The organism is Agromyces excoecariae (assembly GCF_051715505.1).
GTDB lineage: Bacteria > Actinomycetota > Actinomycetes > Actinomycetales > Microbacteriaceae > Agromyces.
On sequence record NZ_JBPSLA010000016.1, the window covers coordinates 39,406 to 65,889 of the forward strand.

The following is a 26,484-nucleotide window of genomic DNA, read 5'->3' on the forward strand; positions in this document are numbered from 1 at the left end:
CCGAGCGCGGCGATCCCGCGCGTCCCCGAGGCGATGGAGCCGAAGTGTCGATGACCCGACCGCATCCCAACACCGTCGAGAGCGTCCGATCCAACGACGAGGTGATCCCCACGAACACGACAGAGACGCGGACCGAGACCGACTCGCTGGGCTCGGTCGAGGTCCCCGCAGACGCCTACTGGGGCGTGCACACGATGCGCGCGCTCCAGAACTTCCCGATCTCCAAGCGCCCGATCTCCGTCTACCCCGAGCTCGTCGTCGCGCTCGCGCAGGTGAAGCAGGCGGCATGCCGGGCGAACAAGGAGCTCGGCGCGCTCGACCCGCGCAAGCAGGCGTGGATCGACGAGGCCTGCCAGCGCATCATCGACGGCGAGTTCCACGACCAGTTCGTGGTCGGCGTCATCCAGGGCGGTGCGGGCACCTCGACGAACATGAACGCGAACGAGGTCATCGCGAACGTCGCGCTGGAGATCGCGGGCTACCCGCGGGCCCGCTACGACCTCATCCACCCGATCGACGACGTCAACCGCAGCCAGTCGACGAACGACACGTACCCGACCGCGCTGAAGCTCGCGATGACCGCGTCGCTGACGACGATGCTCACCGAGCTCGACCTGCTGCGCATCTCGTTCGGCCGCAAGGGCCGCGAGTTCCACGAGGTGCTGAAGGTCGGCCGCACGCAGCTCCAGGACGCGGTGCCGATGACCCTCGGCCAGGAGTTCCACGGCTTCGCCACCACGCTCGGCGAGGACATCGCCCGCCTCCGCGAGACCATCAAGCTGCTCTCCGAGGTGAACCTCGGCGGCACCGCCGTCGGCACGGGCATCACGGCCGACCCCGGGTACGCGGCCGCCGTCGTGCGCCACCTCAGCCACATCACGGGCCAGCGACTCGAGACCGCGCCCGACCTCGTCGAGGCGACGAGCGACACGGGCGTCTTCATGACCTTCTCGAGCGCCCTGAAGCGAAGCGCGATCAAGCTCTCGAAGATCTGCAACGACCTCCGGCTGCTCTCGTCGGGCCCGCAGGCGGGACTCGGCGAGATCTTCCTCCCGCCCAAGCAGGCGGGCTCGAGCATCATGCCGGGCAAGGTCAACCCGGTCATCCCCGAAGCGGTCAGCCAGGTCGCCTACGCGGTCGCGGGAGCGGATGTCACGGTCACGATGGCCGCCGAGAACGGCCAGCTGCAGCTCAACGCGTTCGAGCCGGTCATCGCGCACTCGCTCCTGCAGTCGATCACCTGGATGCGGCAGGCGTGCTGGACCCTCCGCGTGAACTGCGTCGACGGCATCCTGCCGAACACCGAGCACCTCGAGGCGCAGGTCGCCTCCAGCGTGGGCGTGATCACCGCGCTCATCCCGTTCATCGGGTACGCCGAGGCGGCGAAGCTCGCGAAGGCCGCGCTCGCGACGGGTCGTCCGGTGGCCGACCTCGTCGTCGAGGCCGGACTCATGACCCGCGAGGACGTGACGCGGCAGCTCATGCCGTCCCGACTGTCGGGCGTGCACCCGATCACGCAGGCGATCAACGTCGTCGAGCTGAAGGGCGAGCCGAGCGACTGAACCCGGGCTCCGGGAGTCGACCGACACGGCGACGGATGCCACGCGGCATCCGTCGCCGTCGTCGCGTGCGCCATGCGCCGGCGATCCCGACCGCGCGGTCGGTCGATCGCCTCGTCAGATGACGCGGCAGTGCGTGGTGAGCGAGCCGATGCCCTCGATGCTGACCGTCACGGTCGAGCCGTCGTGGAGGAAGACCTGGGGGTTGCGCGAGTAGCCGGCCCCGCCGGGGCTGCCCGTCGAGATGAGCGTGCCCGCCGGCAGGGTCGCGGTCTTCGAGAGGTAGGAGATGATCTCGGCGACGCTCCGGACCATCTCGTTCGTCGAGGCGTCCTGCAGGATGTGGCCGTCGAGGTTCGTCGTCAGCCACAGGTCCTGCGGGTCGGCGATCTCGTCGGCCGTGACCACGACGGGACCGGTCGGGGTGAAGCCGTCGAACGACTTGCAGCGCGACCACTGCGCCTCGCTGAACTGGATGTCGCGGGCCGTGATGTCGTTGACCACCGTGTAGCCCCACACGTGGTCGAGGGCGTCCTGCGGCGAGACGTTGCGGGCGGGCGTGCCGATGATGACGCCGAGCTCGGCCTCGTAGTCGACCTGGGTGGCGACGTCGCCCGCCCACGTGGCCGTGCCGCCGTGCGCGCCGAGGGAGTTCGGCCAGAGCGAGAAGATCGTCATCGCCGACTCGGAGCGCAGCTTCAGTTCGGACGCGTGCGCGGCGTAGTTCGCCCCGATCGCGAGCACCTGCGCCGGCCGCAGCACGGCCGAGTCGTGGCGGAGGTCGGCCATCGGCGTCGTCGGCGTGCCCGACGCGAGCGCTGCGGCGACGATCGCACGCACGTCGGCGAGGGCATCGGGGCCGCGCTCGATGAGCTCCTGCAGATCGCGCGGAGCCTCGGGCATGAGCTCGTCGAGGAAGCTCGCCTGCTCGTCGTGGACCACCGCGAGTCGGGGGGTCGTCTGGCCTTCGACTCGGAGGTGCGCGAACTTCACCTGTCTAGGCTATCGGCCGCCTCCGCGAGCCCGCTGTGCAGAACGTACAACGAAGTCGCCTCGCGGCTCCGTCATGTCGACAACGCGGATGCCGCGACCCGCCAGAGGTGCATCGAGGCGTAGCTGCGCCACGGTGCCCAGGCCGCACCGCGTGCGGCCAGCGCCTTCGGGTCGGACGGAAGGCCGATCCGTTCGGCTCCGTTCCGGAGGGCGAGATCGGAGACGAGCAGTTCGTCGGGTTCGCGGGTCACGCGCATCGCGAGGTACCCGGCCGTCCAAGGGCCGATGCCCGGCACGGCCAGGAGCTCGGCTCGCAGCTCGCCGCGCTCGCGCTCGGGCGCGACGACGAGGTCGCCGGAGGCGAGCCGGCCGCAGACGTCGACGATGGTGCGGATGCGGGCGGCCGGGCCGCGCAGCACCTCGGCGCCGTGCGCGGCGATCGCCGAGGGCGTGGGGAAGAGCGTGCGGACATCCCCGCCGAGCTCGACGCGTTCGCCGAGGTCGGCGGCGAGCCGCGTCAGCGCCGTGCGGGCGGCGGCGACCGAGACCTGCTGGCCGACGAGTGCGCGCACGACGAGTTCGTGCGGATCGAGGCAGCCCGGCATGCGGATGCCCGGGACCGCGGCGACCGCCGGCGCGAGGACCGGGTCGCCGGCGAGCGCCGCATCGATCGCCTCTGCGTCGGCGTCGAGGTCGAAGAGGCGCCGGACCCGGGCGACGAGCGGGGCGAGGTCGGCGAGGCTCGACAGGTGCGCCTCGACGTCGAGCGCAGCTGCATCACCGACCGCGGCCAGGCGCACGAGGGCGGGACCGGTCGGCAGCGCGAGCGCTCGCGCGTAGTGGTCGGGGCCGGCGCTCTCGACGCCGCCGAGCGCCCGGGTCGCGAGCCATGCGAACACGCCCGCGGCGTCGAAGGGCGGCCGTGCGGGAAGGCGGAGTCGGACGACGCCGGCGTCGCCGGGCGCGGGCGACCCCGAGTCGTCCGTCGCGGCGGTCGAGGCGAGTGGTGCCGATGCGGTCGCGGTCGCGACCCGGCCGCCGCGTCGGCCATGCGCGGTCGCGCGGAGCTCGAGCGGGCTGCGCTCGTAGACCGCGCGCACGGTGTCGTTGAACTGGCGGATGCTGCCGAAGCCGGCGGCGAACGCGACATCGGAGACGCGCATCGACGTCGACGTGAGCAGGGCGCGGGCGGTCTGCGCGCGGTGCGCGCGCGCGAGTGCGAGGGGGCCGGCGCCGAGTTCGGCGGTGAGCACGCGGGTGAGGTGCCGGGGCGTGTAGCCGAGCCGCCCGGCGAGGCCCGGCACGCCCTCGCGCTCGACGACGCCGTCGGCGATGAGCCGCATCGCGCGCGCGGCCAGGTCGTCGTCGAGGTCCCACTCCGGTGAGCCCGGCACGGCATCGGGCAGGCACCGCTTGCAGGCGCGGAGGCCGGCCTCGTGCGCGGCCGCGGCCGTGCGGTAGAAGGTGACGTTGCGCGGCTTGGGCGGCGCTGCGGGGCAGCTCGGCCGGCAGTAGATGCCCGTCGAGTGGACGCCGGTGATGAACTGGCCGTCGAAGCGGGCGTCGCGTGCGAGCATGGCCCGGTAGCGCTCGGCGAAGACGGGGTCGGCGAGCGGGTCGGCGGTAGCGGTGGGGGTCACGCTTCCAGCGTCGCATCCGCCGCCGACCTTGCATAGCGGAAATCGGACATCGCTGCGTCGGTACGCTGGAGCCCATGCCCACCGACGCGCCCCCGCCCACCGACGCGCCCGTGCCGACCGACGTGCCCCGGCCCGCTGACGCGGCACCCGAGGAGTCGACGGCCGACCTGCGCGCGCGCCTCGCGGAGGCGTTCGCCGACCGGGTCGCCTTCGACGGGCCCGAGCTCGAGGCGGTGCGCGAGGACCGCTCCGGATGGCGCAGCGACGCGCCCCCTGCAGCCCTGGTGCGCGCGACGTCGGTCGATGACGTGCAGCGGCTCATGCGCATCGCGAGCGCCACCGGCACCCCCGTCGTCCCGCGGGGAGCGGGCACCGGCCTCGCCGGCGGCGCGATCTCGAGCCGCGGGTCGATCGTGCTCGACCTCTCGCAGATGGACCGGATCCTCGAGATCGACGACGTCGACGAGCTCGCGGTCGTCGAACCCGGGGTGCTGAACGGCGACCTCGACCGCGCCGCCCGGGAGCGCGGGCTCTGGTTCGCGCCCGACCCCGCCAGCCGCGCCATCTCGTCGATCGGCGGCAACATCGCCACGAACGCCGGCGGGCTGCTGTGCGCGAAGTACGGCGTGACCCGCGAGAGCGTGCTGGGGCTCGCCGTGGTGCTCGCCGACGGCTCGCTCCTGCGCACCGGCCACCGGACCGTCAAGGGCGTGACGGGCTACGACCTGACCGCGCTCCTCACCGGCTCGGAGGGCACGCTCGGCGTGATCGTCGAGGCGACCCTGCGCCTGCGCCCGATCGTGCACGGGGCGATCGAGACGGTCGCCGCGGCCTTCCCCGACGTCGAGTCGGCGGGCGTCGCCGTCGGAGGCGTCGCCGCCGCCCGGGTGCGCCCGGCCATCCTCGAGCTCATCGACCCCGTCGGGCTCGCGCGCGTCGCCGAGCACCTCGGCGCCGACGCGCTCCTCGGCACGCCGCTCGCCGACTTCGCCCCGGGCGAGACCTTCCTCCTCGCGCAGTGCGATGCGGGGGATGCCGCGGCCGAGGCGGACGTCATCGCCCGCGTGTTCGGCGAGGCGGGTGGGCGGGTCGAGCGGTCGACGGATGCCGCGACGGGCGAGCGCCTCCTCGACATCCGTCGAGCGATGCACCCGGCCCTCGCATCGCGCGGCAACGTCCTCATCGAGGACGTCGTGGTGCCGCGATCGAAGCTGCCCGAGATGTTCCGCGAGATCGCGCGGATCGGCGCGCACTACGGCGTCGAGATCCCGACGCTCGCGCACGCGGGCGACGGCAACCTGCACCCGAACTTCGTGTTCGAGGGCGACGAGGTGCCCGAGCACGTCTGGACCGCCGCCGACGAGCTGTTCCGCGCCGCGGTGCGGCTCGGCGGCACCCTGACGGGCGAGCACGGGGTCGGGGTGCTGAAGCGCCGCTGGCTCGCGGAGGAGCTCGGCGACGCGTCGGTCGACCTCCAACGCCGGATCAAGGCCGTGTTCGACCCGGCGGGCATCCTGAACCCGGGCGTGATGTTCCCACCCGGCGTGGGAGGTCATCGCTAGGCTTCCCGCGTGAGCCTGACGCCGCCGCCCGACCCGTACGCGTCCCCGAACCCGGTCGGACCGACCCCCGGGGACCCCGCCTTCGCGACCGCGGTGCCCGGGCGCACGCGCACCGGCACGGGCGCGGGTGCCGCGATCGTCGTGCTCATCGCCGCGGCGGGCCTCGTCGCGCTGCTCGTGGCGGGCTACCTGGCGGTCGCGCTCGGCGCCTCCGTCGTCGCCGTCGGCACGCTCGTCGCATTGGTGCCGCTCGCCATCGTCCTGTTCGCGGTCCGCTGGATCGACCGCTGGGAGCCCGAGCCGCGCTGGGCGCTGTGGCTCGCGTTCCTCTGGGGCGCCGCGGTGTCGGTCGCGATCGCGCTCATCGTCGACCTCGGCGTGCAGCTCTTCGCCGCCTTCAGCTCGCCCGACGGCGCGACCGCGGACGAGGCACTGCAGGCCGTCGTGCAGGCACCGATCGTCGAGGAGCTCGCGAAGGGCGTCGGCGTGCTGCTCATCTTCCTGCTCGCCCGGTCGCACTTCGACGGTCCGGTCGACGGCCTCGTCTACGGCGCGACCGTCGCCGCCGGGTTCGCCTTCACCGAGAACATCCTCTACTTCGGCGTCGCGCTGATCGAGGGCGGCGCGGGCGAGCTGGGCACGACATTCATCATCCGCGGGCTCTTCTCGCCGTTCGCGCACGTGCTGTTCACGGCATGCACCGGCGTCACCATCGGCTTCGCCGCCCGGCGCGGTCGCGGGGCCGGCGTCGTCGCGTGGTTCCTGGTCGGCCTCGTCGCCGCCATCCTGCTGCACGCGTTCTGGAACGGCTCGCTCGCCTTCGCCGACGCCTTCGCGCTCTACTTCACCGTGCAGGTGCCGATCTTCATCGCCGCGATCGTGGTGACCGTGCTCCTCAGGCGCGAGGAGCAGCGCGTGACCCGCAGGCGGCTGACGGAGTACGCGGCCGCCGGATGGTTCAGCCAGGACGAGGTCGACGGCCTCTCGACGTGGCCGGGGCGACGGGCCGCGCTCGCGTGGGCTCGCGCGCAGCAACCGCCGCGCACCGAGCAGGTCCGGCGGTTCATCGCGGACGCCACGCGCCTGGCGTTCACCCGGAACATCATCGCGACCGGCCGGGCCGACGTGGGCCGGCACGCCGACGAGCGCGCCCTGCTCGAGGCCGTCGCGCGCGACCGGCGGGCGATCTCCGGCTGATCGCCATTGCCGCGCCCCACGTCCGGGTGTAGCGTGCGACGCGTCTGGGGCGCCGTGCCTTCGACCTGGAGGTCCCGCCCATGCTGCTCACACGCGCGCTCGCGACGACGACCGGTGCAGCGGTGATCCTCATCGCAGGACTCGGCGTCGGCCCAGCCGTCGCGGCGCCGCCGTCGAACGGCACGGTCACCTGGGCCACCGACCTTGCATCGGTGGTCGGGACCGGCCTGGACGCGACCTCCGTCGCCGCGGGCAAGGATGCGGCGTTCGCCGGAACGACCACCGGGGTCGTCGTCGCGGCCGATGCCGCCACGGGCCTGCTGCTCTGGGCGAGCGATCTCACGGGGGGAGCGGGCTCGCCGGTGGAGGTCTCGGGCGTGGCGTCGGGGAAGGACGTGGTCGTCGCGGGCACCTCGACGGGTGGGGTGACGGCGATGGATGCCGCGACGGGGCTGGTGCGATGGGCGACCGATGTCGCCGGCGTGCTGGGGACCGACCTCGCGGTGACCTCGGTCGCGGCCGACAAGTCGACGGTCGCGGTGGGGACCTCGACGGGCGTGGTCGTCGCGTTCGACGCTGCCACGGGCCTGCTGCTCTGGGCGAGCGACCTCACGGGGGGAGCGGGCTCGCCGGTGGAGGTCTCGGGCGTGGCGTTCGGGAAGGACGTGGTCGTCGCGGGCACCTCGACGGGTGGGGTGACGGCCATGGACGCCGCGACCGGAGCCCTGCGGTGGGTCACCGACGTCGGGTCGGGATCGGCGGTCTTCGGCGTCGCCGCCGAGAAGTCGCGGGCGTACGCCGCGATCGCCGGCGGCGTACTCGTGGCCGTCGACTGACCCCCGCCGTCTTCGGTGTCGCGCTCCCCGCACGCCCGGAGCGGACGACTATGATGGCCCCGTTCCGCATTGACGGCGATCGGAGACGGCATGCCCGTGCCGCAGCACGATCCGCGAGGGAGCGGTGACGGCTCCCTGCGCGATCGACTGCTGCGCGCCCAGGAGGACGCGCTCGCGACGGGCATCGTGCCGCTCAGCCTGAGACCGGTCGTCCGAGCCTCGTGGGAGCGGGCCATCCGCGGTTCGATCGACCCGGACCGCGCGCTGCCCGGCATGGGCCTCGACGAGGACGCCTTCCGCGAGTACCGCGCGTCCCACGCGCTCGCCCCGGTCATGCCCGTGATCCGCCGCCTGCTCGTCGACGGCGCGGACGAGAGCGGGCTCGTCGTCGCGGTCGGCGACGCCGACGGCCGCCTCCTCTGGGTCGAGGGCGATCCCTACCTGCGTCGACGGGCCGAGGACATGCTCTTCGTCGCCGGTGCCGACTGGTCGGAGGGCACCATCGGCACCAGCGCGCCGGGCACGGCGCTCGCGCTCGACCGCGCGGTGCAGATCCGCGGCGCCGAGCACTTCAACCGCATCGTGCACCCCTGGAGCTGCACGGCGGCGCCGGTGCACGACCCCGAGACCGGAGCGCTCCTCGGCGTCATCGACATCACGGGGACCGACCTCGCCGTCGCGCCGCACGCCCTCTCGCTCGTGTCGGCGACCGTGGCGGCGGTCGAGGCCGAGTTGCGCATCGCCAGCCTCGAGACGACGGTGCGCAGCACCATCCGCCGCTCCCGCATGCGTGCGCTGCCCGTCGAGCGCACGTCGCTCGAGGTGCTCGGCGAGCGGCGCCCCCGCCTCGGCGCCCACGAGCTCAGCCCACGGCACGCCGAGATCCTGACCCTGCTCGCATGGCACCGGAACGGCATCGGCGCGGAGCGCCTCGCCGCGCTCGTCTACGAGGGCGACCCGTCGCCGGTCACGCTGCGTGCCGAGATGACGCGCCTGCGCCGCGTGCTCGAGGCGGCGGGCGAACCGCCGCCGGAGTCGCGCCCGTACCGCCTCGGGCGCGAGCTCGACGTCGATGCCGCGCGTGTCGCCCGACTCGTCGGGCAGGGATCCCTGCGCCGGGCGCTCGAGCAGTACCCCGGGCCGCTCCTTCCCGCCTCGGTCGCCCCGGGCATCGTCGAGCTCCGCGACGAGCTCGCGAGCCGTCTGCGCGAATCGATGATCGCCGACGCATCGCCCGAGCTGCTCGCGGAGTTCGCCGAGCGCGACGAGCACCGCTACGACGCCGGGGTCTGGCGCGCGCTCCTCGAGGTGCTGCCTCCGCGTTCGCCGCGGCGTGCTTCGGTGGTCGCGCACCTCGAGCGCATCGACGCGGCGCTCCGCTGACGCGCGAGCCGGAGGCATCCGTCGACCGCAGTGCAACGCTGCTGCAACCCCCGGGCAACCGGGACGCAACGCGCGCGCTCGTACCGTGACGATCGCCCCACTCCGAGGGCATGACGACGACGTCACGAGGAGACACGATGACCGTGTACGCCGCGCCCGGCACCGCCGGCGCACTGATCCAGTTCAAGCCGCGCTACGAGCACTTCATCGGCGGCGAGTGGGTGAAGCCCGTCGAGGGCGCCTACTTCGACGACATCTCGCCGGTGAACGGCAAGCCGTTCGCGGAGGTCGCCCGCGGCACGGCCGCCGACATCGAGGCCGCGCTCGACGCGGCGCATCGGGCCGCCCCGGCGTGGGGCCGCACGAGCACCGCGCACCGCGCCGCCATCCTGAACGCCATCGCCGACCGCATCGATGCGAACCTCGAGCTCCTCGCGGTCGCCGAGACCTGGGACAACGGCAAGTCGATCCGCGAGCCCCTGAACGCCGACCTGCCGCTCGCGAGCGACCACTTCCGGTACTTCGCGAGCCTCATCCGCGCGCAGGAGGGCAGCTTCACGCAACTCGACGAGGACACCGTCGCCTACCACTTCGACGAGCCGCTCGGCGTCGTCGGCCAGATCATCCCGTGGAACTTCCCGCTGCTCATGGCCGTGTGGAAGCTCGCGCCGGCGCTCGCCGCGGGCAACGCGGTCGTGCTGAAGCCCGCCGAGCAGACGCCCGTGTCGATCCTGGTGCTGGTCGAGCTCATCGCCGACCTGCTGCCGGCGGGCGTCCTCAATGTCGTCAACGGCTTCGGCGTCGAGGCCGGCAAGCCGCTCGCGTCGTCGAACCGAATCCGCAAGATCGCGTTCACCGGCGAGACCACGACGGGCCGGCTCATCCTGCAGTACGCGTCGGCGAACATCATCCCCTCGACCGTCGAGCTCGGAGGCAAGAGCCCGAACATCGTCTTCGAGTCGGTCGCCGACCGACGCGACGCGTTCTACGACAAGGCGCTCGAGGGCTTCAGCCTGTTCGCGTTCAACCAGGGCGAGGTCTGCACCTGCCCGAGCCGCTCGCTCATCCAGAAGTCGATCTACGACACCTTCCTCGACGACGCCATCGAGCGCACGAAGCTCGCTCGCCAGGGCAACCCGCTCGACACCGAGACGCAGGTCGGCGCGCAGGCGTCCAACGACCAGCTCGAGAAGATCCTGAGCTACATCGACATCGGCAAGAAGGAGGGCGCGAAACTGCTCCTCGGCGGCGAGCGCGTCGACCTCGGCGGCGACCTCAGCGAGGGCTACTACGTCGCGCCGACGATCTTCGAGGGCGAGAACCGCATGCGGCTCTTCCAGGAGGAGATCTTCGGGCCGGTCGTCGCCGTCACGAGCTTCAGCGACTACGACGACGCCATCCGCATCGCCAACGACACGCTCTACGGCCTGGGCGCGGGCGTCTGGAGCCGCAATGGCAACGAGGCCTACCGGGCCGGCCGCGACATCGAGGCCGGTCGCGTCTGGGTGAACAACTACCACGCGTATCCCGCGGGTGCGGCGTTCGGCGGGTACAAGTCCTCCGGCATCGGCCGTGAGAACAACAAGGAAGCCCTCTCGCACTACCAGCAGACGAAGAACCTCCTCGTCAGCTACAGCGAGAACCCGCTCGGGTACTTCTGATCGGGATCCGGCCATGACGATCGAGACGACGGATGTCGCGGCGCTCGCCGCACGCGTGGTCGCATCGGTCACGGTGCCGGGGGACGTCTCGCCGCGGGTGGAGCTCACGCCCGCGGCGAGCGTCCTGCTCGCGACACTGTGGTCGAAGCACGGGCCGCTCATGTTCCACCAGTCCGGCGGCTGCTGCGACGGCAGCGCACCGATGTGCTACCCGGCCGACGACTTCGTCACGAGTGCGGCCGACGTGCTGCTCGGCGAACTCGACCTCGGGTCGGGACGCGTCGTGCCGTTCTGGATGTCGGCCGAGCAGTTCCAGTACTGGCGCCACACGCACCTCACCGTCGACGTGGTGCCGGGCCGGGGGAGCGGGTTCTCGCTCGAGGCGCCGGACGGCGTGCGCTTCCTCATCCGCTCGCGGCTCATGGAGGAGTGAGCGGCGGCCGGCGTCCGTGTCGGCTCCGGGCGCCGGCCATCACCGCAGCCGAAACGAGCCGCAGACTCCATGCCGCGGGGCGGCGTTTCCGCCGCCTGCCCCTTCCTCGTCGCGGCGGCCAGGGCCGCCGTACACGAAGAAACTCGTCGCCCCGCGGTGTGGCCTCAGCCGACAGCACTCCGGGGCGACGAGCTCTCTAGGGCTACAGACTGCAACGTGTTCGCCGTCAGCACAAGACCCGCATGGACGGGTGTCCCGGATTGAACGCGCAGGCGGCATCCGTTTGGATGGACGCATGACTGATACGAACAGCAAGCCCGAGGTCGAGGCTCCCGAGGGTCCGGCTCCCGTCGACCTCGTCATCGAGGACATCGTCGTGGGCGACGGCCCGGAGGCGGCACCCGGCTCGACGGTCGACGTGCACTACCTCGGCGTCGAGTACGACTCGGGCGAGGAGTTCGACTCGTCGTGGAGCCGCGGCCAGTCGATCAACTTCCCGCTGCAGGCACTCATCGCCGGCTGGCAGGAGGGCATCCCCGGCATGAAGGTCGGCGGACGCCGCAAGCTCACCGTCCCGCCGCAGCAGGCCTACGGCACCGCCGGCGGGCACCCGCTCTCGGGCAAGACCCTGATCTTCGTGATCGACCTGCTCGGCGTCAGCTGACCCGAGCACCACCGCATCCGGCGAGGGCCGGCGCACCCGCATGGGGCGCCGGCCCTCGCCGTCTCCGCATGGTCCCGAACCCGGTCGGCGCACGCGATCAGGGGAGATCTTGCATGCATGTGCATCCGATCGGCCCGCTCATCCGGAAGGAAGTGGTGTCAGGCAAGATCCGCCCCGCGCACCGCGGGAACGACCAGGAGGACACCATGAAGAAGTTCATCGCCGCCGGCCTCGGCGCCGGAGCGCTCGTCGCACTCGGCGGGCTCGCGCCGGCGACAGCAGCCGAGGATGCGGCCATGCTCTCCGTGCTGCACGGGGTGCCCGGCCTCACCGTCGACGTGTACGTGAACGACGAGCTGACACTCGACGACTTCGAGCCGGGCGACCTGGCCGGCCCGTTGGAGCTGGCCGCGGGCACCTACTCGGTCGCGATCACGGCGGCCGACGCCGCGGATGCCTCGGAGCCCGTGATCGGCCCGATCGACCTGCCGCTCGAGGCGGGCGGGAACTACACGGCCGTCGCGAACCTCGATGCCGAGGGCAACCCGACCGCGAACCTGTTCACCAACGACGTCTCGGAGATCGCGGCCGGCGAGGGCCGGCTGACGGTGCGCCACGTCGCCGCGGCACCTGCCGTGGACGTCCTCGCCGGAGGCGAGGCCGTGATCACGGACCTCGCGAACCCCGACGAGCAGTCGCTCGACCTGCCCGCGGGCACCGTCGAGGCGTCGGTCGCCGCCGCGGGCACGACCGACCCGGTCCTCGGGCCGGCTCCGGTCGACGTCGCGGAGGGCACGCTGACGATCGCCTACGCATGGGGGAGCCTCGAGGACGACACGCTCGCACTCGCGGTGCAGACCGTGACCGGGATGCACTCGAGCCCCGACGGGGTTCCGGCGGGGGCTGCCGGACTCGTCGCGACGAACGCACCCGAGCGCGTGTTCGGGCTCTGGGCGGCCGCGGGCATCGCGGCGCTCTCGGTGATCGCGATCGCCGCCGGTGCGGTTCGCAAGGCCGCGTCGGCGAAGGCCGAGCGCTGATCATCATGCGGGGGAAGGCGGTCGCGGCCGGGGTGTTCGGGTCCCCGGTCGCGGCCGCCGCCGTTCTGGCGCTGCTCGTCGGGTGCACCATGGCGCCCGGCGACGGCGACGACCGCGGCCCCGCTCCGTCGACCGCCACGACGCCAGTTCCGGCTCCGTCCGACGGGCTCGGCGCCCGGCCGGCCGCGGCCGGTCAGGCATCCGCGGTTCCCGAGATCCCGCGGCGCTCGGCGTCCCTCGAGGCGAATCGGGCGCCCGCACCACCGGCACCGGTCCGGATCGAGGTCCCGGACCTCGGCATCGACATGTCGATCGAGCCGGTCGGACTCGGAGCCGACGGAACCATGGGCCTCTTCGACGACCCGTCGCTCGCGGCCTGGTACCGGTGGGGTCCGGGACCCGCCTCGGACGCCGGTTCGACGGTCATCGCGGCGCACGTCGATTCCCTGCAGTACGACGTGTTGCCCTTCGCGAGGCTGAAGGACGCGGCGCCCGGGACCGCGGTGATCGTGACGGATGCCGCTGGGACGCGTCACGCGTACTCCGTCGAGTCGCTTCAGGTCACCGAGAAGGCCGCCGTGGACTGGGACGCGGCGTTCGACCGTTCCGGTCCGCCGCGGTTGACGCTCGTCACATGCGGCGGTGCGTTCGACTACGACGCCCGGCGATACCTCAGCAATCTCGTCGTCACCGCAGTGCCGAGTTGACCGAAGAGTCCGTGCAGAACGAGGAGCCAGGAGGGGGTGCTCGATATGCTGATGCCCACGCCGCAGTCGACGATCGCGGCGCCGCCGCTCGTCATGGTCGACGTGCGGTCCCGCCAGAGCCGACGAAGGGATGAGCGCCGCACGGTGAGCCCGATCGCCTTCGACACCCTCGACGACCGAGCCCTCGCGGAGCAGTTCTCCGCGGGCGACGAGCGTGCGCTCCGCGAGGCCTATTCGCGTTGGTCGCCGCTCGTGTTCCGCCTCGCCCTGCGCTCGCTCGGCGATCGCACCGACGCCGAGGACGTGACCCAGCAGGTCTACCTCGCGGCGTGGCGCGGGCGGGCCACCTTCGATCCCTCGCGCTCGACGCTCAGTGCCTGGATCGTCGGCATCACCAAGCACCGCATCGCCGACGCGCACGAGGCGCGCGCTCGCGTCCGGCGCCTGCAGGAGAGCCTCGTGGCCGAGGCATCCGTCGCCGCCGATGACATCGACGACGACTTCGCCGAGCGTGCCATGGTCGCCGAGGAGCTCGGCCGGCTCGAACCGGTGCCGCGGCGGGTCATGCACCTCGCGTTCTACGACCAGCTCAGCCATTCGCAGATCGCCGAGGCGATGGACCTGCCGATCGGCACCGTCAAGAGCCATGTCCGACGAAGCCTGCAGCGGCTCAGATCACGATGGGAGGTGGAGGATGGACCACATCGAGCCTGAGGAGCTCGCCGTGCTGGCCCTCGACGGCGGCGAGCCCGACGTCGCGATCCTCGCCCACCTCGAGGCCTGCGCGGCGTGCGCGGCCGAGTACGCGACGCTCGCGCGAACCGTCGAGCTCGGGCGCGAGGGTCTCGGCGACGAGCTCGAGTCACCGCCCTCGGCCGTCTGGGAGCGCATCCACGGCGAACTCGGCCTCGCGCCGGAGCTCGCCGGGGACCCGCTCGCACCGGCGGACCCGCCCGCACCGGCGGAATCGGCCGAGGCGCCCGGCACCGCCGCCGATGCGCGGACGGCGGTGGGCACGGAACGGCACGTCGCACCGAGTCGCCCGCGCACACCCGGCATCGCGACGGGGGGTGGGCGCGCGCGTCGGCGGCGCTGGTGGCCGATCGCCGCGGCGGCCGCCGTCGTCGGGCTCCTCGCGGGCATCGGCATCGGGGTCTCGATCGGCGGGGCCGGCGGGGATTCCGACGCCGCGACCGTGCTCGCGAACGCCGAACTCGACGCCTTCCCGGGGTGGGACGCCGTCGGTTCGGCCACGGTCGAGGAGGACCCGTCGGGCGAGCGCACGCTCCTCGTCGATCTCGACGCCGACGTCCCCGCCGGCGAGGTGCGCGAGGTGTGGCTCATCCGCTCCGACGCCTCGGGTCTCGTCAGCCTCGGCCTGATGGACGGCGACTCGGTTCGTCTCAGCGTCCCGGCAGGCATCGACCTCGACGAGTACTCGCTGGTGGACGTCTCGGCCGAACCGGTCGACGGCGATCCCGCGCACTCGGGCGATTCGATCGTCCGCGGCGAGCTCAGGGCGGCGTGAGGCTCGGGCGGGTGCCGGGTCGGTGCAGTGCGGGGCGATGCCGCGCGAGCCGGTAGATTGCGTGGGACCCGATCCACGTTCCCGAGAGGCACGACGACGTGACCCCTGCCCTCCCCGGCTCGCCCGTGCGTGATCAGGCCGCGCCCCCACCAGCACCGCTCGCGCGGGCCGACCGCCGACACCTGCTCGTCGCCTTCGGGGGATTCGCGGTGCTGAGCCTCGTCCACCTCGTCGTGCTCATCGGAGGGTTCGACGGCGCCGCCGTCACGGCGACGAAGCTGCTGCTCATGCCCGCGTTGATCGTCGTGGTGCTCGTCGCGCGTCCGCGCGAGGTCGCGACGACGTGGCTGCTCATCGCAGCGCTCGTCCTGTCATGGGGCGGCGATGCCCTGCTGACCGGTTCTGGCGACGGATGGTTCGTGGCCGGCCTGCTGTCGTTCCTCGCCGCGCACGTCGCGTACGTGGTGCTGTTCGCACGGCTGCCTGCGGCCGGTCGCCGGCTGCCGTGGTGGACGTTCGCGTACGTCGTCTGGTTCGCGGCGTTCCTGGCCCTCCTCGCGCCCGGCCTCGGCGGGCTCCTCGTGCCGGTCGCGGTCTACGGTGCGGTGCTCGGCACGATGGCCGCGCTGGCGGGCGGCCTCGGCGGGGCCGTGGCGCTCGGCGGAGCGCTCTTCGTGGTCTCCGACTCGGTGCTCGCGCTCGGGCGGTTCGTGCCCGGCTACGAGTTCGCGGCGCACGACCTCGTCGTGATGTCGACCTACCTGGCCGCGCAGGGCCTCATCGCGTTCGGCGTGCTCACGCGTCGGATCGGCGCTCCGGCTCGGTAGCCGCGGGCTCCGACCCCGGCTCGCGCGCCGGCGCGAGCGATGGCGCCGGCGCGGGTGCAGGCGCGGGCGTAGGCGCGGGCGTAGGCGCGGGCATGGACCGCCCCCCGGCATCCGGTCGCCTGCGCTCGGGCTCGGCGACGTCCCTGACCCGATCCACCAGGTCGCGCCACGGTCCGGTGACCTGGCGTTCGGCGAGCGTCGCCTCGTGCGGCTCGCACCGGATCCGGTAGGTGTACCGGTCCGGCTCGGGCGGTCCGGGCGGCGTCTCGCTCCAGGGCAGGCGCTCGACGAGGAGCACCCACTCCTCGGGGTCGGGCTGGTCCTCGACCTCGACGGTCCACGTGAGCCGCAGCCCGGCGAGCCCTCCGCTGCGGACGACCTCGACCTCCATGCTCCGGATGCTACTCCGCTTCGATCCCGACGGCGCTCCACCCGTTCGCCACGGCCAGGACCTCGCGTGAGCCTTCGCCGTACCGTTCACGGGCTGCCCCGAGCGTGGCCGCGGCGAACTCCGCGAACCCGTCGTTCGGCCTCAGGGTGCCGCCCGTGAGGGCGTCGTACCAGATGCGGCCGACGTGCTCCCACGCGAACCCCCCGAGTTCGACGGCTGCGAGTGCGAACGCGCGGTTGGGGATGCCGGAGTTCAGGTGGACGCCGCCGTTGTCGGCGTCCGTCTCGATGTAGTCGCGCATGTGCGCGGGTTGCGGGTCGCGGCCGAGCACGTCGTCGTCGTAGGCGGTGCCGGGTTCGAGCATCGAGCGCAGCGCGCGACCCTGCACGAGCTCGGTGAAGACGCCCTCGCCGATGAGCCAGCTCGCCGCGTCGGCATCCTGACCCATCGCGTACTGCTCGGTGAGCGCGCCGAACACGTCGGAGACGTGCTCGTTGAGCGCGCCCGACTGGCCCCGGTAGCGCAGGCGAGCGGTCAGCTCGGTGACTCCGTGCGCGAGCTCGTGCCCGATGACCGAGATCGACTGCGTGAATCCGCGGAACACCTCGCCGTCGCCGTCGCCGAACACCATGCGCTCGCCATCCCAGAAGGCGTTGTCGTAACGGTCGCCGAAGTGCACGGTCGCCTCGAGCGGCGCACCCTCGCCGTCGATCGCGTCGCGCCCGTAGACCCGCTCGAAGAGCGCCCAGACCTCGCCGAGGCCGTCGTACGCCTGGTCGACGGCCGCGTCGCCCGTCGGCGGACGACCCTCGGTGCGCGCCAGCCGGCCGGGCAGCGACTCGGCGCCCTCGGCATCGGAGATGCGACGGTCGGGCGCGGGCTCGGCGACCGCGGCCTCGGAGTACTCGCCCGGTGCCGTCTCGGCCTGGGCCTCGAGCGTCGTCGACCGCGTGTGCTCGTGCGGGAGCAGGCCGGGATGCGCGCCCTCGGTGCGGAGTTCGCGCATCGGCTCGTCGCGCAGCAGCGAGCGGCGGGCGGCGTCGGCCGCGACGTCGTAGTGCTCTTCGGCGGCGGCGATCCGCAGGAGCAGGTACGGCGGCACGATGCCGGCGCGAGCACGGGCGCGGGCGGACACGATGGCGCGGGGGTCGCGGGGAGCGGGCGGCTGCGGCATCCGGGTCATGCGTCGATGCTGGCACGCGCCGCCGACAGGGCGTGATGCCCCGCCGAGGACCGCGGAGCGCGGCATCCGCCGTGTCCGCGTCGGCGCCCCGTGCGAAGCTGGAGGGGTGACCGCTGTCGCCGCCGCCCCCTCCGAGGTGCGCACCCACCCGATCGCACTCGTCCCTGCCGTACTCGTGTGCTCGGCCGCGGTGCTGCTGTTCGGGTTCCAGTTGCGCCTGCCGGGGTACGCGATGCTCGTCGTCGGCCTGTTCGTGGCATGGCTCGTCGACCGGTCCGGCCGGACGGAGCGACTGCTGCCCGACCTGGCGCTCATCGCGATCGGGCAGGCGATCATCTCGACCATGTCGCTCGAGGCGCAGCTCTCGGACGAGGCGATGCTGCGCTTCACGGTCGTGCTGGGCGCGGCGGTCGTGGTGCCGTTCGCGATCTCGCGGTTCCTCTACCGCGAGCGGACCATCCGCTTCCCATGGCGCACGGGCCGGCGGTGGACGCGCACGCAGTGGCTCTACCTGATCTTCGTGACCTTCGCCGGCTGGCTCATCCTGCCGTTCTACTTCATCACCTCGGGCGTCTACCAGAACTGGCCGACCGTGACCGAGCCGAACGAGATCGCGCGCCTCTTCGTCGGCGTGAACGCCGTCGGCACGTGGGACGAGCTGTTCTTCATCTGCACCGTGTTCGCGCTGCTGCGACGGCACTTCCCGACGTGGCAGGCGAACCTGCTGCAGGCGATCGTCTTCGTCTCGTTCCTCTGGGAGCTGGGCTACCAGTCGTGGGGTCCGCTGCTGACGATCCCGTTCGTCCTGATCCAGGGCTACACGTTCAAGCTCACCAAGTCCCTGACGTACGTGCTCGTCGTGCACCTGCTGTTCGACGCGATCGTGTTCTGCGTGATCGTGTACGCGCACAACGGCTGGCCGGCGATCTTCCCGCTGGTACCTGCCGGGTAGTGCGCCTGCCGGTTCGGGCCCGTGCGCCGATGACGGATGACGCGGCGAGGCTGCCCGAACCGGCTCATGCCCGCCGCCGCGACGGTGCGACGGCGCGCACCGAGCCCGCTCCGAGCGCCATCGCGCCGGCGACGGCGGACGCGCACACCGCCCACTCGAGCGGACCGGGGGCGTCGGGCGGCGTCTCGAACACGTCACCGGCGGCGCTGCGATAGAGCGCGGCATCCGCCCCGACCGCGAGGTCGTCGCTGCGCACGTCGGCGGTGGTCCCATCGGGCAGTTCGACGACGACGTACCGGAACGGCGCGAAGCGGCTTCCCCGCCGGTCGGCGACGAGGCGCTCCTCCGTGTACTCGCCGACCACGGTCGCCGCGACCGGGGAGGTCGAGGTGATCGCGCGCGACGTGGTCTCACCCGTGGCGATGATCGCGGCGATCGCGAGCGCGACCGCTCCGATCGCGAGCACCGCCGCCGTGAGCAGGCGCGGCGGAACGCCCGTTCGCTCGTCGCTTCGTCGTGGGATGTCCGCCATCGGATCGCGACCTCCGGCTCGCTCCGGACCACTCGAATTCCATGGTCGCACGTCCGCTTCCCACCGTCGCCGTCCCGGACTCGGTCGTCCGCGCCCTCGCGGTCCCGGCAGCCTGCCCGGCGGATAGGATCGCGCCATGCGCGCGGTGCGGTACGAGCGGTACGGCGGGCCCGAGCGGCTGCGGCTGGTCGACGCACCCGCCCCGCTGCCCGGGCCCGGGCAGGTGCTCGTGAAGGTCGTCGCATCGTCGGTCAACTCGTGGGACTGGGACCTGCTCCGAGGCGGGGTGCTGTCGCGCATCGTCGCGCCGTGGCGGCCGGCGCATCCGGTGCTGGGGGCGGATGTCTCGGGCGAGGTCGTCGGGATCGGGCCCGGTGGCCCGGTCGGGCGTGGCGGCGACGCAGCCGGGTTCGCCGTCGGCGACGGGGTCTGGGGCGATCTCTCTGCGGCGGGCTGGGGCGGGTTCGCCGAGTTCGTCGCGACGGATGCCGCGGCGCTCCGCCGCCGCCCCGCAGGCATCGATCCCGTCGCTGCGGCGGCGATCCCGCAGGCGGGCGGGCTGGCCTGGCAGGCGCTCGTCGACGTGGCGGCGCTGCGTGCGGGTGAGCGCGTGCTCATCATCGGGGCCGGGGGAGGTGCGGGCACGATCGCCGTGCTGCTCGCTCGGCACCTCGGGGCGGGCGAGATCGTCGGGGTCGATCGGGCCGCGAAGCTCGACCTGGTTCGCGACGTGGGCGCGACCGAGGCGGTCGAGGCGGATGACGCGGACCGACTGTTCGCCGAGGGGGTCGAACCGCCTTCCGGGCGATTCGACGTGATCATCGACCTCATCGCGGGTCGTCCGCTCGCCGACTACCGTCGCGCGCTGCGGCCCAGCGGACGGTTCGTCATCGTCGGCGGGCGCCTGCGGGCGATCGCCCGGATCGCGGCGACGGCCGGGCGCCCGGATGCCGAGGGCCGCACGTTCCGGCTGCTCGCGGCGACGCCGAACGGCGGCCTCGACGAACTCGGCGAGCTCGTGGCATCCGGTGCGCTCGCCCCGGTGATCGAGGAGGTGCTGCCGCTCGAGCGCGTGCCCGAGGCGCTCGCGCGCATCGGGGCGGGGTCGGTGCGGGGCAAGCTCGTGATCGCGCCGTAGCTCGGGTCGGCGATGGCGCGCCGCGACCCGCGTGGCTGACGCCGACCACCGAGGAGCGGTGGACCCACCGACATCGGTCCCGCATCGAAGACGCTGGTCGCGTCTGTATTCCTGCACGGCGTACCGAGTACGGGACGGCGCGACCACCCGACCGATCGCTCGGCACGGCCCCGGAGCCATCCGCCTCAGCGCTCGATGTCGGCTCCGTGCTCGCCGAGCCAGTCGCGCAGCACCGCGGCATGGTTGCGCACCGCATCGCGCGCGCCGTACAGCAGCGTCACGCGCTCGTGTTCGCCGGCCAGTCCCAGCAGTGCGCGCGCCGCCGGATTCCCGTCGAGCTCGGCCCGGTAGCGCGCGGCGTACTCGTCGAACCGATCGGCGTCGGCGTGGTGCCACTCGGTGCGCAGTTCGGGGGAGGGCGCGGCATCCTTCGCCCAGTCGTCGAGCTCGGCGCGTTCCTTCGAGATCCCGCGCGGCCACAGTCGGTCGACGAGGACCCTGACGCCGTCGGATGCCTCGGGGGCGTCGTGGATGCGCTTGATCACGATGACCATGCGGCCAGTGTCCTCCCGCGCGGTCACCTGGGCAACGGCGGGCATGCGCCGACTAGGCCGCGACCGCCGGCCTGCGCTCCAGCATGATCTGCTGGACGACCGCCCGCCCGGCGCGGTTCGCGCCGACGGTCGACTGCGACGGTCCGTAGCCGATGAGGAAGAGCCGCGGGTCGTCGAGCGATCGGGTGTCGGCGACGCGGAAGCCGCCGTCGCGGGTCCGAAGGCCGAGCGGCGCGAGGTGGTCGAGCGCCGGCCGGAACCCGGTGGCCCAGAGGATGACGTCGGCCGGGCGGAACGATCCGTCGGGCATGCGCACGCCGTCCTCCTCGATCGAGGCGAACATCGGATGCCGCACCAGCACGCCGCGCGCCTCGGCGGCGCGCGCCCACGGTGTCCAGTGCATGCCGGTCACCGCGATGACGCTCCGGGGAGGGAGGCCCTCGCGGACCCGCGCCTCGACGCCGGCGATCGCCGCGGTGCGGGCGGGCAGGTCGAAGTCGTCGTCGATCCAGTTCGGCTCGCGCCGGGTCATCCAGGTCGTCTCGGCGACGTGCGAGATCTCATCCAGCAGTTGCACGGCCGAGACGCCCGCGCCCACGATGATCACGCGTCGACCGGCGAACTCGTCGGCCGAGACGTAGTCGGCGACGTGCAGCTGCCGGCCGCGGAAGCGCCCGATTCCGGGGTAGTACGGCCGGAACGGACGCGTCCACGTCCCGGTCGCATTGATGACGTACCGTGCCGCCCAGGTGCCGCGATCGGTCTCGACGAGGAGACGGCCGTGCGGGTCGTCGTCGTCGCGGCGCACGGCGCGCACGCCGACCGGGCGCTGCACGTCGAGGTCGAACCGGCGCTCGTACTCGGCGAAGTAGGGCGGCAGCACCTCGCGGCTCGGCGCCGACGGGTCGGCCGGAGGCACGGGGTGACCGGGCAACGCGTGGATGCCGTTCACCGTTCCCATGCGCAGCGACGCCCAGCGGTGCTGCCACGCCCCGCCGGGATCGGGGTTCGCGTCGAGCACGACGAACGTGTCGGCGGCGGCGGGGTCGAGCCCGGCGGGCACGAAGCCGCGCCGACGGAGGTGATGGGCGGCCGAGAGACCGGCCTGCCCGGCGCCGATCACGGCGACATCCACCTCTACGTCGTCCACGGGCACTGCATCCACGCTTGCCGGAACCACGCGGGCCGCCCAGGTATTCCGCCGCGTCGGGCGGGCGACGTGCGCTGCGATCCCGCTCAGTCCGGCGCACGTGCGACCAGGAACGTCCCGTCCGCGTGCCACTCGGCGACGAGCAGGTCGGTGTCGATGCCGTCCGCGGCGAGGCCGTCGCCGGGCACCCCGCCGGCCACGAGTCCGACGGGTACCCGCGTCCGGAGCACGAGTCCGTCGGTGGCGAGCATGCGGAGCGCCGTGCACTTCGCCGCCATGCCGGCGCTCCCGATGCGGGCGACCAGGCAGCCGACCCGATCCGGGGTGGAGATCGCGTAGACCGCGACGCCCGCGATCGGTCCGTCCGCGTCGAGGACGATGGCCGCGCGAGCGGATGGGTAGGCCGCGTCGAGCAGGCCGTCGCGCACCTCCGGCACGAGGTCCGGATCGTGGAAGGCGGCCATGGTGCCGAGGCCGCGTACACGGTCGGCGGTCCCGGCGATCGCGCCGCCGGCGGGCGGTGCCGCCGGAACCACCTGGACCGTCACCGAGGGCTCGACAGTTCCCGGAGCAGGCAGGTCGTCGGACGTCGTCGGAGCCGGAGCCGGTGCGAGTGCCGGAGCCGGAGCGAGCGCGAGCGCGATCGCACCGGCTGCGGCGAGCGATCCCACGACCACGATGGTCGCGACCCACGCGCGACGACGCCGATGGACGCCGGCGCGGTCGTCGCGCGGTGGCGTCGCGATGGCCGGCGCCGGCCTGTTCGACGCCGCCTCACGCGACGACCCGCCCCTCGATCCGGATTCCTCGCCGCCCACGTGGGACTCGGTGGACGGCGCTGCCGGGCCGGATGCGCGATCGAGTTCGAGCAGTCGCCACTCGCTGTCGCTGACGAGCACCGTCCGCCCGCTCACCGGGTCGACGCGCTCCACCCGCGGGTCGGCGGCTCCGGCGCGGGAGTAGACCCACGCCTCGAGCGCTGCGCGGTCGTCCTGCGTGGCCATGCTCGAGCTTCCCGTCAGCCTCACTCTAGACCTGAGGATGCCTCGACGCCCGACGAGACGAGCGTGCCCGCGGGCAAGGTCGTCCCGCCGGGCACGACATCAGGTCGGTCGACGCGAGCGGCCGGTCGACGTCACCGGGCTTCGCGAGCGATGCGGAACGTCCCGTCGGCGTGCCATTCGGCCACCAGGACGTCGGTGACCGCCGCGTCGCCGGAGACCCCGTCGCCGTCGGGATCGTCGCCCGACCCGAGGCTCGCCGGGATCGGGGTCCGCATCACCAGCCCGTCGGATACGAGCGTGTCCACGGCGGTGCAGTCCCACACCATCCGCTTCGCCTCGATCCGCACGATCAGGCACGCGACCTGGCCGGTCGTCGTGACGGCGTACACGCCGACGGCCGGGATCGGTCCGTCCGGTCCGAGCACCTGCGCGACCCTGGACGAGGGGAACGTCGCCTCGAGCCAGCCCGGCAACGAACCGCGGCTCCGTTCCGGATCCTGGAACACGGCCATCGCGCCCCGTCCGCGCGCGGGCTCGCCGGCCCCGATGCGGGCGGCGGCCTGGGCCGGCACCGGGGCGCGCGGAGCGATCGAGAGCTCGACCACCGCGTCCGCGGGCACCGTCGCCGAGCGCGACGACCACCAGCCCCAGGCGGCCGACGTCGCGGTGACGGCCAGGCCGGCGGCGATCGACGCGACGACCACGGCGCGCCGGCGCCGTCGAAGACCGGGCGCCTGCGGGGCGAGTCCGGAGCGGCCGGCACACGGGTCGGCGAGCGAGGCGCTGCCGGCGGGCGAACCCGCCGGAGCGGCCACCTCGACGCCGCCGTCCGACGGACGCGCTCCGCGACCCTCGAGTTCGAGCAGCTCCCACTCGCTGTCGCTCGCCCAGCGGGGTTCTCCCGTCGCCGGATCCACGTGCTCGGTGCGCGGCTCGTCCTGTCCGGTGCGGGAATACACCCGTGCCAGGAGCTGGTTCCGTCGTTCGTCATCCGACGCCATGACCGATCCGATCCGTGCAGCACGATACTCCCGCGACGGGTGGCGAGGTATCCCGCCGACGGGGGTGATCCGACGCGCGCGATGGCGGGCCTCAGCACCTGGGGGAGTGCCCCCTCCGTCAGCCCCGGGGCATCCGCTCTGCTAGACTCTTGAGGTTGCCGTGAAACGGCCGCGCATCAAGAGAGCCCAGGCATCAGGCCCCGGGCAGCGCGCAACGAGAAGAAGGGATCCCATCTATGGCACTGGATGCAGACATCAAGAAGGCGATCATCGAAGAGTACGCGACTCACCCCGGTGACACTGGATCCCCCGAGGTCCAGATCGCGATCCTCACCAAGCGGATCAAGGACCTCACCGAGCACCTCAAGGAGCACAAGCACGACCACCACTCGCGTCGTGGCCTGCTGCTCCTCGTCGGTCAGCGTCGTCGTCTGCTCGGCTACCTCGCCGACGTCGACATCAACCGCTACCGCTCGCTCATCGAGCGTCTCGGGCTGCGCCGCTAAGCGCACCCGGCCACCGCACGGTGGCCCGCGCGGCTCTCGACGACACCGCGAACTTCTTGCGAAGGCCCCCGCCCGGCTCACCACGAGCCGGCCGGGGGCCTTCGTCGTCTCGCGTGCCGAGGTCGCACGAGCGGATGCCGCGGCATCCGCTCGGCGAGCCCGGGCGCGCACGGCCCGCCGCCCTCCCGCGGGTCGGAAGGCCCGGCCGCGGGAGCGCTCGACCGCTAGCCTCCGACCGACCGCGGGCACGGCCGCCCGCGGCCGCCCGAGGAGGACCGCGATGACCGGATCGACCCCAGTCCCCTTCACCGCCGACGACTTCGCCGCGCGCCTGCGCCGTGCCGCGCGCTCGGCGGCCGACGCGGGTTTCGAGGGACTCGTCGTCACGCCCGGTCCAGACCTCCGCTACCTCACCGGATATCTCCCCGTCGCCATCACCGAACGCCTCACGATGCTCGTGGTACCGGTCGAGGGCGATCCGTCGCTCGTCGTCCCGAAGCTCGAACGACCCGATGCCGAGCGTGCCACCGCCGCCCCCGTGCTGCGGTTCGTCGACTGGATGGACGGCGAGGACCCGTACGCCGCGGCCGCGACGCTCATCGCGCCGGGGCGCTATGCGATGTCGGACTCCGCGTGGGCGATGCACCTCCTCGGCCTCCAGGATCGGCTCGCGACCACGTCGTACGTGTCGATGACGACCGCGCTGCCGATGCTCCGAGCCGTGAAGGACGACGACGAACTCGAACGGCTCGCCGCAGCCGCTGCGGCCGCCGACGCGGCGTACGGCGAGATCCTCGACGTGCGGTTCGCAGGCCGGACCGAGGCGGAGGTCGCCGCGGACCTCGCGGCTTCGCTCATCGCGCACGGGCACTCGCAGGTCGACTTCACGGTCGTCGGCTCGGGGCCGAACGGCGCGAATCCCCATCACGAGCAGGGCGATCGCGTGATCGAGGACGGCGACATGGTCGTGCTCGACTTCGGCGGGCTGAAGCACGGATACGGCTCCGACACGACCCGCACGGTCCACGTCGGCGAGCCGACCGACGAGGAGCGGGCGGTGCACGAGTTGGTGGTCCGCGCCCAGCAGGCGGGGTTCGAAGCGGTACGGCCCGGCGTGCCGTGCCAGGAGATCGACCGCGTCGCGCGCGCGGTGATCGCGGAGGCCGGGTACGGCGAGTACTTCATCCATCGCGTCGGCCACGGCATCGGGCTCACGACCCACGAGCCGCCGTACATGGTGGAGGGCGAGGCGACGCCGCTCGAACCCGGCATGTGCTTCTCGATCGAGCCGGGCGTCTACCTGCCGGGCCGCTTCGGCGTGCGCATCGAGGACATCGTCACCGTCACCGCCGACGGCGGGCGCCGCCTGAACACCACGCCGCAGGCGATGGCCATCGTGCACTGAAGGCGATCGGGCCGCCCCGTCGCGCGGCCCTCAGTCGGCGCTCCGCGCCCGGTACGCGCGGGTCGCCATGCGGTTGCCGCAGCGCGTGCTGCAGTAGCGCTTCGACGCGTTCTTCGAGAGGTCGACGAACACGCCCGTGCAGTCGTCTGCCTGGCAGCGCGCGAGTCGATCGATGCCGTCGGCGCGGATCACGTCGACGAGCGCCATCGCGGCCTCGACGAGCATGCGCTCCGCGAGCGGCCGGTCCTGCGAGACGGCGTGGATGTGCCAGTCGAGCGCGTCGTGCCGTACGAGGCGCGGGATCGCGTGGGCCTCCTCGAGGATGGCGTTCACGGCGCCCGCCATCGGGTCGCGCTCGAGGGTCCAGACCTCGCGCAGCCGCTCGCGGACGGCGCGCACCTCCTCGAGCTCCCGACGGTCGCCGTCCCGTCGTCCGGAGAACCCCCACACGTCGAGCAGGCCGGCGAGCTGACCCGTCGTGGCGAGCTCGTCGTCGCCGGATTCGGACGCGCCGGGCACGGTGTCGGCGACCGCGGCCATGAACCCGAGGGCCGCGACCGTGTCATCGGTGAAAATCATTTGACTCCTGACATCCGCTCGACTACTGTCACGAGCATAACGGCGTTCGGTCCTCACAG

The 26,484-nt window shown here is 73.0% G+C and carries 27 protein-coding genes; 17 read left to right on the forward strand and 10 right to left on the reverse strand.

The window, feature by feature from the left end; genetic code table 11:
* Window positions 1-50: 50 nt before the first annotated feature.
* A complete protein-coding gene (locus ACSJD1_RS15985) occupies window positions 51-1,562 on the forward strand; it encodes an aspartate ammonia-lyase (RefSeq protein WP_438856277.1) in 1,512 nt (503 codons plus the stop codon).
* A 114-nt stretch (window positions 1,563-1,676) separates the two neighbouring features.
* Here the strand turns inward: ACSJD1_RS15985 and ACSJD1_RS15990 are convergent, their stop codons facing one another.
* Together ACSJD1_RS15990 and ACSJD1_RS15995 are read right to left on the reverse strand one after the other, a co-directional pair.
* The gene (locus tag ACSJD1_RS15990; RefSeq protein ID WP_438856278.1) at window positions 1,677-2,552 is read right to left on the reverse strand and encodes a fumarylacetoacetate hydrolase family protein; all 876 of its coding nucleotides are present in this window, start codon (window positions 2,550-2,552) and stop codon (window positions 1,677-1,679) included.
* A gap of 71 nt (window positions 2,553-2,623) precedes the next feature.
* A complete protein-coding gene (locus tag ACSJD1_RS15995) occupies window positions 2,624-4,192 on the reverse strand; it encodes an AlkA N-terminal domain-containing protein (protein WP_438856279.1) in 1,569 nt (522 codons plus the stop codon).
* 74 nt (window positions 4,193-4,266) lie between these two features.
* Between ACSJD1_RS15995 and ACSJD1_RS16000 the strand changes: the two genes are divergently transcribed.
* The 12 genes from ACSJD1_RS16000 (at window position 4,267) to ACSJD1_RS16055 (ending at window position 16,030) form a co-directional block, all read left to right on the forward strand.
* Window positions 4,267-5,754 carry an FAD-binding oxidoreductase gene (locus tag ACSJD1_RS16000; RefSeq protein ID WP_438856280.1) on the forward strand — a complete coding sequence of 496 codons (1,488 nt, stop codon included), beginning with the start codon at window positions 4,267-4,269 and terminating at the stop codon, window positions 5,752-5,754.
* Between the two features lie 9 nt (window positions 5,755-5,763).
* Window positions 5,764-6,951: a PrsW family intramembrane metalloprotease gene (locus tag ACSJD1_RS16005; protein ID WP_438856281.1), complete on the forward strand. Its 1,188-nt coding sequence runs from the start codon at window positions 5,764-5,766 to the stop codon at window positions 6,949-6,951.
* A gap of 80 nt (window positions 6,952-7,031) precedes the next feature.
* Window positions 7,032-7,787, forward strand: coding sequence for an outer membrane protein assembly factor BamB family protein (locus ACSJD1_RS16010; RefSeq protein ID WP_438856282.1), 756 nt, complete (start codon window positions 7,032-7,034; stop codon window positions 7,785-7,787).
* Window positions 7,788-7,856: 69 nt separating this feature from the next.
* Window positions 7,857-9,170: a GAF domain-containing protein gene (locus ACSJD1_RS16015; RefSeq protein WP_438856283.1), complete on the forward strand. Its 1,314-nt coding sequence runs from the start codon at window positions 7,857-7,859 to the stop codon at window positions 9,168-9,170.
* A 137-nt stretch (window positions 9,171-9,307) separates the two neighbouring features.
* Complete coding sequence (gene exaC / locus ACSJD1_RS16020; RefSeq protein ID WP_438856284.1) at window positions 9,308-10,831, forward strand: acetaldehyde dehydrogenase ExaC; 1,524 nt, start codon at window positions 9,308-9,310, stop codon at window positions 10,829-10,831.
* A gap of 13 nt (window positions 10,832-10,844) precedes the next feature.
* Complete coding sequence (locus tag ACSJD1_RS16025) at window positions 10,845-11,264, forward strand: DUF779 domain-containing protein (RefSeq protein ID WP_438856285.1); 420 nt, start codon at window positions 10,845-10,847, stop codon at window positions 11,262-11,264.
* Between the two features lie 295 nt (window positions 11,265-11,559).
* Window positions 11,560-11,928: an FKBP-type peptidyl-prolyl cis-trans isomerase gene (locus ACSJD1_RS16030; RefSeq protein ID WP_438856286.1), complete on the forward strand. Its 369-nt coding sequence runs from the start codon at window positions 11,560-11,562 to the stop codon at window positions 11,926-11,928.
* Window positions 11,929-12,134: 206 nt separating this feature from the next.
* On the forward strand, window positions 12,135-12,968 hold the full coding sequence (locus tag ACSJD1_RS16035; protein ID WP_438856287.1) for a DUF4397 domain-containing protein: 834 nt from the start codon (window positions 12,135-12,137) through the stop codon (window positions 12,966-12,968).
* Between the two features lie 5 nt (window positions 12,969-12,973).
* Window positions 12,974-13,675 (forward strand): class F sortase, encoded by a 702-nt coding sequence (locus ACSJD1_RS16040; protein ID WP_438856288.1) that lies wholly within the window; start codon window positions 12,974-12,976, stop codon window positions 13,673-13,675.
* Between the two features lie 45 nt (window positions 13,676-13,720).
* Window positions 13,721-14,389, forward strand: a complete 669-nt coding sequence (locus ACSJD1_RS16045; protein WP_438856400.1) for an RNA polymerase sigma factor — start codon at window positions 13,721-13,723, stop codon at window positions 14,387-14,389.
* A complete protein-coding gene (locus ACSJD1_RS16050; RefSeq protein WP_438856289.1) occupies window positions 14,370-15,203 on the forward strand; it encodes an anti-sigma factor in 834 nt (277 codons plus the stop codon). Before ACSJD1_RS16045 ends, ACSJD1_RS16050 begins: the two co-directional genes overlap by 20 nt.
* Window positions 15,204-15,301: 98 nt before the next feature.
* Window positions 15,302-16,030, forward strand: coding sequence for a lysoplasmalogenase (locus ACSJD1_RS16055; RefSeq protein ID WP_438856290.1), 729 nt, complete (start codon window positions 15,302-15,304; stop codon window positions 16,028-16,030).
* Here ACSJD1_RS16055 and ACSJD1_RS16060 read toward each other — a convergent pair.
* Window positions 15,999-16,421, reverse strand: coding sequence for a protealysin inhibitor emfourin (locus ACSJD1_RS16060; protein WP_438856291.1), 423 nt, complete (start codon window positions 16,419-16,421; stop codon window positions 15,999-16,001). The two genes, ACSJD1_RS16055 and ACSJD1_RS16060, sit on opposite strands and share 32 nt — an antisense overlap.
* 10 nt (window positions 16,422-16,431) lie before the next feature.
* The gene (locus tag ACSJD1_RS16065; RefSeq protein WP_438856401.1) at window positions 16,432-17,595 is read right to left on the reverse strand and encodes a M4 family metallopeptidase; all 1,164 of its coding nucleotides are present in this window, start codon (window positions 17,593-17,595) and stop codon (window positions 16,432-16,434) included.
* Between the two features lie 115 nt (window positions 17,596-17,710).
* Here ACSJD1_RS16065 and ACSJD1_RS16070 point away from each other — a divergent pair, with 115 nt between their 5' ends.
* Complete coding sequence (locus ACSJD1_RS16070; protein ID WP_438856292.1) at window positions 17,711-18,556, forward strand: CPBP family glutamic-type intramembrane protease; 846 nt, start codon at window positions 17,711-17,713, stop codon at window positions 18,554-18,556.
* Window positions 18,557-18,620: 64 nt separating this feature from the next.
* Here ACSJD1_RS16070 and ACSJD1_RS16075 read toward each other — a convergent pair whose 3' ends face one another.
* A complete protein-coding gene (locus ACSJD1_RS16075) occupies window positions 18,621-19,088 on the reverse strand; it encodes a hypothetical protein (RefSeq protein WP_438856293.1) in 468 nt (155 codons plus the stop codon).
* 136 nt (window positions 19,089-19,224) lie between these two features.
* Here ACSJD1_RS16075 and ACSJD1_RS16080 point away from each other — a divergent pair, with 136 nt between their 5' ends.
* Entirely contained in the window at window positions 19,225-20,226 is a 1,002-nt protein-coding gene (locus tag ACSJD1_RS16080; RefSeq protein WP_438856294.1) for an NAD(P)-dependent alcohol dehydrogenase, read from the forward strand.
* A 185-nt stretch (window positions 20,227-20,411) separates the two neighbouring features.
* Here ACSJD1_RS16080 and ACSJD1_RS16085 read toward each other — a convergent pair whose 3' ends face one another.
* The 4 genes from ACSJD1_RS16085 to ACSJD1_RS16100 all read right to left on the reverse strand — a co-directional run bounded on the left by ACSJD1_RS16085 (window position 20,412) and on the right by ACSJD1_RS16100 (window position 23,935).
* Window positions 20,412-20,780, reverse strand: coding sequence for a DUF488 domain-containing protein (locus ACSJD1_RS16085; protein ID WP_438856295.1), 369 nt, complete (start codon window positions 20,778-20,780; stop codon window positions 20,412-20,414).
* A 52-nt stretch (window positions 20,781-20,832) separates the two neighbouring features.
* Complete coding sequence (locus ACSJD1_RS16090; RefSeq protein WP_438856296.1) at window positions 20,833-21,930, reverse strand: NAD(P)-binding domain-containing protein; 1,098 nt, start codon at window positions 21,928-21,930, stop codon at window positions 20,833-20,835.
* Window positions 21,931-22,016: 86 nt separating this feature from the next.
* Window positions 22,017-22,934 (reverse strand): hypothetical protein, encoded by a 918-nt coding sequence (locus ACSJD1_RS16095; protein WP_438856297.1) that lies wholly within the window; start codon window positions 22,932-22,934, stop codon window positions 22,017-22,019.
* 131 nt (window positions 22,935-23,065) lie between these two features.
* Window positions 23,066-23,935, reverse strand: coding sequence for a hypothetical protein (locus ACSJD1_RS16100; RefSeq protein WP_438856298.1), 870 nt, complete (start codon window positions 23,933-23,935; stop codon window positions 23,066-23,068).
* Between the two features lie 236 nt (window positions 23,936-24,171).
* Here ACSJD1_RS16100 and rpsO point away from each other — a divergent pair, with 236 nt between their 5' ends.
* Together rpsO and ACSJD1_RS16110 are read left to right on the forward strand one after the other, a co-directional pair.
* A complete protein-coding gene (gene rpsO / locus ACSJD1_RS16105; protein WP_127793104.1) occupies window positions 24,172-24,441 on the forward strand; it encodes a 30S ribosomal protein S15 in 270 nt (89 codons plus the stop codon).
* Window positions 24,442-24,721: 280 nt separating this feature from the next.
* Window positions 24,722-25,846, forward strand: a complete 1,125-nt coding sequence (locus tag ACSJD1_RS16110) for a M24 family metallopeptidase (protein WP_438856299.1) — start codon at window positions 24,722-24,724, stop codon at window positions 25,844-25,846.
* A gap of 30 nt (window positions 25,847-25,876) precedes the next feature.
* Here the strand turns inward: ACSJD1_RS16110 and ACSJD1_RS16115 are convergent, their stop codons facing one another.
* Window positions 25,877-26,425, reverse strand: a complete 549-nt coding sequence (locus ACSJD1_RS16115) for a CGNR zinc finger domain-containing protein (protein WP_438856300.1) — start codon at window positions 26,423-26,425, stop codon at window positions 25,877-25,879.
* Between the last annotated feature and the right edge of the window lie 59 nt (window positions 26,426-26,484).